This is a genomic window from Thiobacillus sp. 65-1402, assembly GCF_001897685.1.
Classification (GTDB): Bacteria; Pseudomonadota; Gammaproteobacteria; order Burkholderiales; family Thiobacillaceae; genus Thiobacillus.
In genome coordinates, this window is record NZ_MKUG01000166.1 from 1 (window position 1) to 5178 (window position 5178).

General features: G+C 64.1%; 4 protein-coding genes, 1 tRNA gene and 1 pseudogene. 3 read left to right on the forward strand and 3 right to left on the reverse strand.

What is annotated here, in order from left to right; genetic code table 11:
• Both BGO62_RS12410 and BGO62_RS12415 read right to left on the reverse strand, forming a co-directional pair.
• Positions 1 to 615 (reverse strand): annotated as a pseudogene (locus BGO62_RS12410) (hypothetical protein); the annotation flags it as partial.
• A 3-nt stretch (positions 616 to 618) separates the two neighbouring features.
• Positions 619 to 1662, reverse strand: a complete 1044-nt coding sequence (locus BGO62_RS12415; RefSeq protein WP_296642911.1) for a MoxR family ATPase — start codon at positions 1660 to 1662, stop codon at positions 619 to 621.
• A gap of 129 nt (positions 1663 to 1791) precedes the next feature.
• Here BGO62_RS12415 and BGO62_RS12420 point away from each other — a divergent pair, with 129 nt between their 5' ends.
• Positions 1792 to 2325, forward strand: coding sequence for an NUDIX hydrolase (locus BGO62_RS12420; RefSeq protein WP_296642919.1), 534 nt, complete (start codon positions 1792 to 1794; stop codon positions 2323 to 2325).
• Positions 2326 to 2334: 9 nt separating this feature from the next.
• Here BGO62_RS12420 and BGO62_RS12425 read toward each other — a convergent pair whose 3' ends face one another.
• Positions 2335 to 3843, reverse strand: a complete 1509-nt coding sequence (locus BGO62_RS12425; RefSeq protein ID WP_296642923.1) for a hypothetical protein — start codon at positions 3841 to 3843, stop codon at positions 2335 to 2337.
• A 243-nt stretch (positions 3844 to 4086) separates the two neighbouring features.
• On the opposite strand from BGO62_RS12425, the gene BGO62_RS12430 reads away from it, so the two are divergent.
• Positions 4087 to 4176: transfer RNA gene (locus BGO62_RS12430), tRNA-Ser, on the forward strand.
• Between the two features lie 71 nt (positions 4177 to 4247).
• Positions 4248 to 5105, forward strand: a complete 858-nt coding sequence (locus tag BGO62_RS12435) for a radical SAM protein (RefSeq protein WP_296642926.1) — start codon at positions 4248 to 4250, stop codon at positions 5103 to 5105.
• Positions 5106 to 5178: the final 73 nt, after the last annotated feature.

Below are 5178 nucleotides of genomic sequence, written 5' to 3' on the forward strand. Positions count from 1 at the left end.
CTCGTTCGGCTTCTGCGAGGCCTGGCTGCCACTGCCCTGCTGCTGTTCTGCCTCGCTCTGGCCTTCCTTGCCCTGGCCACCGGCCTCGCCGCCCTCGGGATCGTCCTGGCGCTCGTCCTGATCGGGGCTGGCGCCTTGCTCGTTGTCGTTGTCGAACAGGTGCTGATCGAAGGACTCTTCCGGAGTGTCCTCGGGAATCAGCGGATAGATTTCTTCCGCCGACAGCGTCATGAAGTTCTGGTCGGCGAGGATGCCGTGCAGCGGCGGCTTCAGGCCTTCCTCGATCAGGATCAGATTCACCGCATGGTCGCAGGCCACATCCCAGCGCCGCTTCATCCGATGGTTGCGGCGCTGGGGGTGGCCCATGGCGCAGTGCATCGCTTCGTGTGCGAGAACGAATTGCGTCTGCGCCAGGGACAGGTTTTCGACGAACTTCGGATTGAAATAAAACGCCTGCGCATCGGTTCCAGTGGTGGCGCACCAGTCGCCGCCGACCTTCAGCGGCAGGTGCATCACCAGCGCACCAAGAAACGGGCGCTCCATGATGAGACGGGTGCGCGCCGCTGCCAGCTTGGTAAGGATGGGCTGCAGTTCGGCGTCAGGCTGATCGGCCATGGATCAATGCTCGTAGAGAACCAGGTCGGTGATGCTGTTGGCCCACTCGGCGAATGCCGGCACGGCGAACAGCGGACGGCCCACCGCGCGGTGCAGGTCGGACACCAGCATGACGCCCATTTCGCGCTGCGGGAAACGCTGCGCATATTTGAGGATGTTGCCGTATACCGCCGAAGCGTTGCCGCTGTCGGCGGCCTGCAATGCGCGCCGCACCAGCGCCGCGGCAACGCCATACTGCAGGTCGATGCCTGCGGGCACTTCGGCATCCGCGCCCGCGATGATGGCATCGAGATCAGGCATCTGCGCCATGTTGTCGACGAAGGTTTTCAGCTCCAGGCCGGCTGACTGGCCGACGCAGGCCTGCAGCGAATCGGCCAGCAGTTCGGTCCGGTCGAATTTCTGCAGCGCGCGGTGGGCATACTCCCACGAGCGCGGGCTGGGAAAGGCGATCGGCGTGTGCGCCGGGTCGAAACTGAACAGCAGGTCGGGACGGAAGCGCAGGAAAGCGATGACCCGCGGATCGATATCCTCGTTGTGCGCCCAGTCCACCCAGTCGTCCAGATTCACCTCGACTTCATAATGGGTGAAGCGGTTGGCCAGCGGCGCCGGCATGGCGTAGGTCACGCCACGGTCGCCCTGGCGGTTGCCGGCGGCGAAGATCACCCAGCCATCGGGCACTCTGTACTCGCCCAGGCGGCGGTCGAGGATCAGCTGATAGGCCGCCGCCGACACGGTGGGCGGCGCCGAAGTGATTTCATCGAGGAACAGGATGCCCGACGGGCCATGGCGCACGGCATCCGGCAAGACCGAGGGAATCGACCACTCGACCAGCTGGCCGCTGCGGAACGGAATGCCGCGCAAGTCGGTCGGCTCCATCTGCGACAGGCGGATGTCGATCAACGGCACGCCGTGCTGCTGGGCGATCTTGGTGACGATCTGCGACTTGCCCACGCCCGGCGGCCCCCACAGCATCACCGGGGTATGGTGGCCGTCGGCGGCGCTGTCGAATTCGCGGTCGAGGATGGTTTCGATGTGGGAAGGGCGCATGGTCGATCAGAACAACGGTAGGGTCTTGAATGATAATCGCTCGCGGACTCGCATTCCAGCCTCACCCTTGCTTGAGGTGGGGGGATTTTGTTACCGTGGAACGCAACTCGACCAATTGTTGGATGCAGCATGAATTTTTGCAGTGAATGCGGCAGCGCAGTGGTGCTGCGCGTGCCGTCCGGCGACCACCTGGCGCGCCATGTATGCCCCGGGTGCGGCGCCATCCATTACCAGAATCCCAAGATGGTGGTCGGCTGCATCCCCGAGTGGGAAGACAAGGTACTGCTGTGCCGCCGCGCCATCGAACCCAAATACGGCCTGTGGACGTTGCCGGCCGGCTTCATGGAAAACGGCGAGACCACGCTCGAGGGCGCTGCGCGCGAAACCTGGGAGGAAGCCGGGGCGCGCATCGAAGTCGACGGCTTGTACACCCTGTACAACCTGCCGCACGTCAATCAGGTTTATTTCCTGTTCCGCGCCCGGCTGCTGGATCTGGATTTCCAGCCCGGCATCGAATCGCTCGAAGCCAGATTGTTCACCGAAGCGGAAATTCCCTGGGACGAAATCGCCTTCCGCACCGTGCGTGCCACGCTGGAGCAGTATTTCAGCGACCGCCGCGCCGGCTCATTCGACTTTCATTTCGGCGACATCCGCACGCGCTGAGGTCCAGGCTCAGGCGGCGGCGGCGAACTGCTCCCGCCCCACCACATCCATCCCCACGCGCAGCCAGCCTTCGTGGCTTTCCTGCACCTCGCCCAGCCGCAGGCGGTACACCGTATCGCCGTCGCGCAGCATCAGCGGCGCGCCCAGACGGTAATGGGTCTGGGGAATCAGCAGATTGCTGACGCCCTGCTCAGGGTGGGTCATCGGCAGGAAGAGCGCCCAGGTCTTGTCGCACGTGGCGCCCGGCACATCCGTTTCGGAATAGATTTCCACCCGCTTGGGATGACGCGACAGTCGTTGCGTACCCACCAGATACTGGCCGTCCTCCTGGCGATTCCAGCGTATCGCCAGCAATTGCCAGACGTTTTCCGATGGATCCCAGCTCACTGCCACCAGGCGGCCATGCGGCAGCGCCGGCTCCTCGGACAGCGCAAAGCCCATGCCTTCCGCGCTCTCGTCGCGCAGCATCCAGGGTTCCAGGGCCGGGCGCTCCCTGGCGGCTTCGGGCTGGGCCAGCGCCGCCAGAATGTTGTCCATCCCCGTTGCCACCCAGACCCGGCCGAAACGATGGGTGCGCTGACGGCTCCGGCGAATGCCGCCGCGTTCGATCAGACTGGCCATCTGGCGGGTAAGTCCGTTATCCGCCTCCGCCGCCGGGGTTTGATCCAGCGATTTCAGGTAATCGACCAGCGGGCGCAGGGCGAAATAGCGTAGCCGACGGCCCTGCACCCATTCGCTGTCCAGCATGCAGGCGCCTTCGCTCAGCGAAAGGTCGACCATATGCGTGTGCAGTTCGCGTTGCGGCAGGGTCGCAGGCAGGGGCAAAGGCTCGTAGCCCTCGATAATCTGCGCGATCGATTCGATTTCCTGCGCGCGGTAGCCCAGCGGATGCACCAGGCCCATCAACACCACCAGCGTGTATTCGCGCGCGCAATGCGTGGCGCGCGCGTTGATCAGCACTTCCTGCATGGCGAAGCCGTCGCGTTCGACCAGACGATAAAGCTTGTGCACGCGCCGCCAGGCCGACGCGGCCGGATTGCGCGCCTGATGATAGTCCCAGCGCATGACCAGGCCGGCGTAACGCAGCGCACGGGTGGCGATCTCGGCGGCAAACGGTTTGAGTTCCGCACTGGCCTGATTCCGGTAGGCCTGTTTCAGCATGCCGAGCCAGGCTTCCGCCAGCAGCGACCAGAATATCCATGACTCGCGCCACAGCGCCTGGCGCGCCAGGCGAAACGCCGCCTGATTGCGCACATACTGCTCGACGATGCGCTGCTGCAGAGGCAGGCCCGCCTCTTCCAGCTTCATCAGCGATTGCATGCGGCCGAGAGAGGCCGCCTCATTCTCCGCGTTGAAACGCTCCAGCCCTTCGACCAGCGCATGATGCGCATCGTAGTCCGAATCCGCATGCAGGTTTTTCAGCCATTTCTCAGTCGCCTTCACGGAGGCGAACGGTGATCCCGCTTCAGTTTTTCTGCGGCGGGTAATCGCGCCCAACATTTCAAAGAAATCGCTCATGGCTGGCGTCGGCTTGTAACGGATGCCTGCTGACCAGCACCATTTGTGCCAAACGCAAGCCCGGGGGGCGCCCAGGTCAACGCATTGGTTTTGTTCGGATTGGAGCGGATTTCCCGCGCGCCGAGCCGGCTGGATTAACGAAAAACCGACACTTGTTGATGAAGCCACGTCAATCCGGCTGCGCCAACGCAGCCGCTGCCGCGCCCGCACAAACCAGAACGAACCCGCTACAATGCGCGCCGTGGAGGTGTGGCCGAGCGGTTTAAGGCACCGGTCTTGAAAACCGGCGATGGTGCAAGCCATCCGTGAGTTCGAATCTCACCGCCTCCGCCAGCCGAGTGACCGGGACGCCCCAGCAGGGCGTTTTTTGTTGTGCCGCCCCAAACTGATGCGAGAATCCACGGATGACGCATGCCTTGCCTCTCACCCCTCGCAACCACGACCGCGACAGCGCGGGGATGACCTATGTCTATCCAGTCGTTTCGCGCCGCGCCGGCGGGGTGTCGGTCGGAATCAATCTCAACCCGAACAACGCGTGCAACTGGGCGTGCGTGTATTGCCAGGTGCCGGACCTGACACGCGGCACAGCGCCCGGAATCAACCTGGTGCAACTGGAAACCGAACTGCGCGCGATGCTGACCGCCATCCTCCACGGCGATTTCATGCAAACGCGCGTTCCCGAAGGGGCACGGCGGCTCAACGACATCGCGCTGTCGGGCAACGGCGAGCCGACCAGCGCCAGCGCCTTTCCGCGAGTCATCGAACTGATCGGCCGGGTGATGGCGGACTTCGATCTGGCCGGCAAGATCAAGCTGGTGCTGATCACCAACGGCAGTCTCGCGGACCGCCCTCGCGTGCAGGACGGCCTGAAAAAAATGGCGGCCTTGAACGGCGAAGTCTGGTTCAAGTTCGACCGCGCAACCGCAAGCGGCATGCGCAGCATCAACCAGACACGGATTTCACCCGACAGGCAGTTCGAGCGGCTTGCCGTGGCCGCGCATCTGTGCCCGACCTGGCTGCAAACCTGCATGTTCGCGCTCGATGGCGCGCCGCCTTCCGACGCGGAACAGGCGGCCTACCTGTCTGTCGTCGAACGCATCCGGATGCAGCAGATTCCGCTGCAAGGCGTGCTGCTGTATGGCCTCGCGCGGCCGTCGATGCAGCCGCAGGCCAGCCGCCTGTCTGCGCTGCCCGCCGCGTGGCTCGAAGCGTTTGCCGAGAAAATCCGTGCGGCCGGTCTGGCGGTAAAGGTGTCGCCATGATCCACGGCATCGGCACCGATCTGCTCGACGCCAAACGCATCCGCAGCGGCCTCGCCCGCTTTGGCGAGCATTA